The organism is Inquilinus sp. (assembly GCF_057815775.1).
The window spans coordinates 1-3,856 of the sequence record NZ_JBYRFX010000607.1 but is presented as its reverse complement, the minus strand read 5'-3'; the positions used below and the strand labels follow the sequence as shown (position 1 = coordinate 3,856).

Below are 3,856 nucleotides of genomic sequence, written 5' to 3'. Positions count from 1 at the left end.
GCCGACCACGGCAATGCCGAGCTGATGCGCGACCAGACGACCGGCGTCCCGCACACCGCGCACACGCTGAACAAGGTGCCGGTGATCCTCGTGAACGCCCCGGCACCCCGCCCCGGCCTGCATGACGGCAAGCTGGCGGACGTGGCGCCGACCCTGCTGGCGCTGATGGGACTGCCGCAGCCGGAGGAAATGTCCGGGCGCAGCCTGATGGATGTGTCTAAGGTGTCCGACCAGGCCTGACGGTCGACCCTCTATGGGGGCCATCGCTGCGGCGACGTTGTGACGCGAAACCGCAAAGATGGACGTCAGGTAACTTGATCCCGCCGAAACCCGGCAGATATCATCGGGTGGCGTCCACCCTGGCCAGCCGCCCCTCCGGGTTCCGGAGACGGCCGGTCGGCCGATTGACTCGAGCGCCTGGCGGTCCGCCGCCAGCGAGGGCAAGCATGAAGAAGCATCTGAACGCCGTCGCCATCGGAGCCCTGATGGGCCTGGCATTCATCGGCGGGCATACCTTGACCTTCCAGGGCTGGGCGCAGGACAAGACGCCCGACAAGGCCGCGACGAGCACCGACGCGAACGACACCTACAAGCAGCTCGACCTGTTCGGCGAGGTGTTCGAGCGCGTGCGCGCCGAATATGTCGAACCGGTCAGCGACAAGCAGCTGATCGAGGCCGCGATCAACGGCATGCTGACCTCGCTGGACCCGCATTCCAACTTCCTGAACGCCGACGAATTCCAGGACATGCAGTCCCAGACCCGCGGCAGCTTCGGCGGCCTCGGCATCGAGGTGACGATGGAAAACGGCGTGGTGAAGGTGGTGTCGCCGATCGACGACACCCCCGCCGCCAAGGCCGGCGTCCAGGCCGGTGACCTGATCATCGCCATCGACGGCAAGCCGATCGTCAACATGAGCCTCAACGAGGCGGTGGAGAAGATGCGCGGCCCGGTGGGCAGCAACATCACCATCACCCTGCGCCGCGGCGAGGCCGACCCCTATGACCTGACCTTCGCGCGGGCCACCATCCCGGTCGAATCGGTGAAGTGGCGGACCGAAGGCAACATCGGCTACATCCGCATCACCAGCTTCACCGAGCGGACGGAAGACGGGCTGAAGCGCGGCATCGCCGACATCAAGAAGAAGCTTGGGCCCAATCTGCAGGGCTATGTCCTCGACCTGCGCAACGATCCGGGCGGGCTCTTGGACCAGGCGATCGCAACGGTCGACGCCTTCCTCGACAAGGGCGAGATCGTCTCGACCCGGTCGCGCAAGGCCGACCAGGCCCAGCGCTATAACGCCACACCGGGCGACCTGGCCGACGGCCTGCCGATGGTGGTGCTGATCAATGGCGGCTCGGCCTCGGCGTCCGAAATCGTCGCCGGCGCGCTGCAGGACCACCACCGCGCGATCCTGATGGGCACGCAGAGCTTCGGCAAGGGCTCGGTCCAGACCATCAGCCCGCTGCCGGGCCACGGGGCGATGCGCCTGACCACGGCGCGCTACTACACCCCGTCCGGCCGGTCGATCCAGCAGCTCGGCATCACCCCGGACATCGAGGTGCAGCAGGCCCGGATCGAGGAAATCGCGCAGCTGCGCGGCTACCGCGAGGCCGACCTGAAGGGCGCGCTGAACAACGACAACAAGCAGAACCTGCCGGACCAGGACAACAGCGACCAGAAGGCCACCCCCGCCCCGGCGACGCCGCCGGCCGCGGGCGCGACCCCCGACAAGCCGGCAACCCCGGGCAAGGACAACGCCACGCCGGCCCCGGCCGCCGACGGCGCTGCGCCTGACGCCAACAAGCCGCAGGATGTCGACTACCAGCTGTCGCGCGCCCTCGACCTGCTGCGCGGTCTCGCCCTGTTCCAGAAGGCGCAGGCGAACTGACGCCGGAGGTCACCACCATGGCGGCGCAGGACAAGCGGAAGGACGGACTGCCCTACCGCCCCTGCGTCGGCATCATGCTGCTGGACCGTGACGGCCGCGTCTTCGTGGCGCGCCGTCGCGACACGCCCGACGGGTGGCAGATGCCGCAGGGCGGCATCGACAAGGGCGAGACGGTGCGCGAGGCCGCCTTCCGCGAGATGAAGGAGGAGATCGGCACCGACGATGCCGAATTCCTGGCCGAGGCGCCGGAGAGCACCCGCTACGACCTGCCGGACCATCTGGTCGGCAAGGTCTGGGGCGGCCGCTACCGTGGCCAGGAGCAGCGCTGGGTGGCGCTGCGCTTCCTGGGCACGGACAGCGACATCGACATCGAGACCGAGCATCCGGAATTCGACGCCTGGCGCTGGTCGGAGCCGGACCGGGTGCTGGCCGAGATCGTGCCATTCAAGCGCGATGTCTACACCACCGTGCTGGCGGCCTTCGCGTCGATTCTGACACGGAAAGCGGGCTGACCGCTCACAGCGTCAGTGGGAGCGTCAGCGGCGCCGAGCGCAGCAGCGACCACGCCCGCTCCATCGCCGCGTTCTCGTCGGCGAACAGCGCGAGCGGATAGGGGAAGGCCGCGGCCAGCTTCGCGGTCATGAACATCGCCTGCATCGCCGCGCGCCGCACCGCATCGGTCTCGACATGCAGGTGGGCCAGGCACAGCCGGCCCAGATCCTGCCGCCGCCGCTTCAGCCACAGGGTTCGGGCCTTGCGGTCGGCATGCGCCTCATCCCCCGCCATCGGCCCGATGCTGAGCAGCACGAAGCGGCTCTCCCGCGCCAGGATCGCATCGAACTCGACCGTCCAGCGGTCGCCGTAACCGGCCGCCCCTTCCTCCGGCATCGGCATCCGCACCAGCGGAAAGGCGGCGGTGTCGAACAGCGGCGGCGCGGCCACATCGGGCACTGCGATGGCAAAATCCTGCGTCATATGATAACCACTCTCACTCTCATTCAGGGCCGGTGAAGAGCCCTTGGGGTGAGCCACCGTAGCGGGCGGTGGGGCGGCAATCGCACGAGGCCGGGCCATGTCCTATCGCGAAACGGTCATCCGCATGGCCCCCGGCTCGGCCGAGGCGGCGATGCTGGACCGGCTGGCCGGCCAGATGGTGCGGCTGGAGGTGCGGATCGACAGCGCCTTCGAGACCGCGATCCATGCCCATCCCGGCGGCCAGCTGTTCTGGCCCACGGCCGGCAGCGCCGTGATCGGCACCGCCGACGGCCGCTGGTGCGTGCCCACCGGCTGCGCCCTGTGGATGCCCCCCGGCCTGATGCACGACGCCATCACCGAGGGCCGCCTGCACATGCATGGCATCCAGGTCCCGGTCGACGCGGCGGCCGGCCTGCCTGCCGACTGCCGGATCCTGCCCTTCTCGCCCCTGCTGCGCGAGATGGCGCTGCGCGCCGCGACCTGGCCCGAGGCCCGGCCGCTGGACGACCGCCAGCGCCGGATCGTCGCGGTGATGCTGGACGAGATGGCCGCCGCCCCGCCCACCCCGCTGCTGCTGCCGATGCCCAGCGACCGCCGCGCCCGGCGCCTGGCCGCGGCCCTGCTGGCGGCCCCGGCCAGCCGCCGCACCCTGGCCGAATGGGCCCGCATCGCCGCCGCCAGCCCGCGCACGCTGGAGCGGCATTTCGGCGCGGAGACCGGCCTGTCGGTCGCGGCCTGGCAGCGCCGGGCCCGGCTGCTGGCGGCGCTCGACCTGCTCGGCCGAGGCACCAGCGTCACCACGGTGGCGCTGGAGCTGGGCTATGACAGCCCCAGCGCCTTCATCGCCATGTTCCGCCGCACTTTGGGCACGACGCCGGCCCGGTACCGGAGCGCCCAAGGCTGATTGCCAGCGGTCAATTCCAAGAATATAGATAGATAACCTATCTATATCCGATGGACCGATCGCGATGCCCGCTGCCCCTGCACCGGCC

General features: G+C 69.8%; 4 protein-coding genes and 1 pseudogene. 4 read left to right on the top strand and 1 reads right to left on the bottom strand.

Going from position 1 to position 3,856, the window contains the following annotated elements; all coding sequences use genetic code 11:
• The 3 genes and pseudogenes from AC3XYG_RS21340 to AC3XYG_RS21330 all read left to right on the top strand — a co-directional run.
• Positions 1-240, top strand: a pseudogene (locus tag AC3XYG_RS21340) (2,3-bisphosphoglycerate-independent phosphoglycerate mutase); the annotation flags it as partial.
• Positions 241-446: 206 nt separating this feature from the next.
• The gene (locus AC3XYG_RS21335) at positions 447-1,889 is read left to right on the top strand and encodes a S41 family peptidase (protein ID WP_489141882.1); all 1,443 of its coding nucleotides are present in this window, start codon (positions 447-449) and stop codon (positions 1,887-1,889) included.
• Positions 1,890-1,906: 17 nt separating this feature from the next.
• Positions 1,907-2,401, top strand: coding sequence for an RNA pyrophosphohydrolase (locus AC3XYG_RS21330; protein ID WP_489141881.1), 495 nt, complete (start codon positions 1,907-1,909; stop codon positions 2,399-2,401).
• 4 nt (positions 2,402-2,405) lie between these two features.
• Here the strand turns inward: AC3XYG_RS21330 and AC3XYG_RS21325 are convergent, their stop codons facing one another.
• The gene (locus AC3XYG_RS21325; protein ID WP_489141880.1) at positions 2,406-2,864 is read right to left on the bottom strand and encodes a hypothetical protein; all 459 of its coding nucleotides are present in this window, start codon (positions 2,862-2,864) and stop codon (positions 2,406-2,408) included.
• Between the two features lie 97 nt (positions 2,865-2,961).
• On the opposite strand from AC3XYG_RS21325, the gene AC3XYG_RS21320 reads away from it, so the two are divergent.
• On the top strand, positions 2,962-3,768 hold the full coding sequence (locus AC3XYG_RS21320; RefSeq protein WP_489141879.1) for an AraC family transcriptional regulator: 807 nt from the start codon (positions 2,962-2,964) through the stop codon (positions 3,766-3,768).
• Positions 3,769-3,856 lie beyond the last annotated feature (88 nt).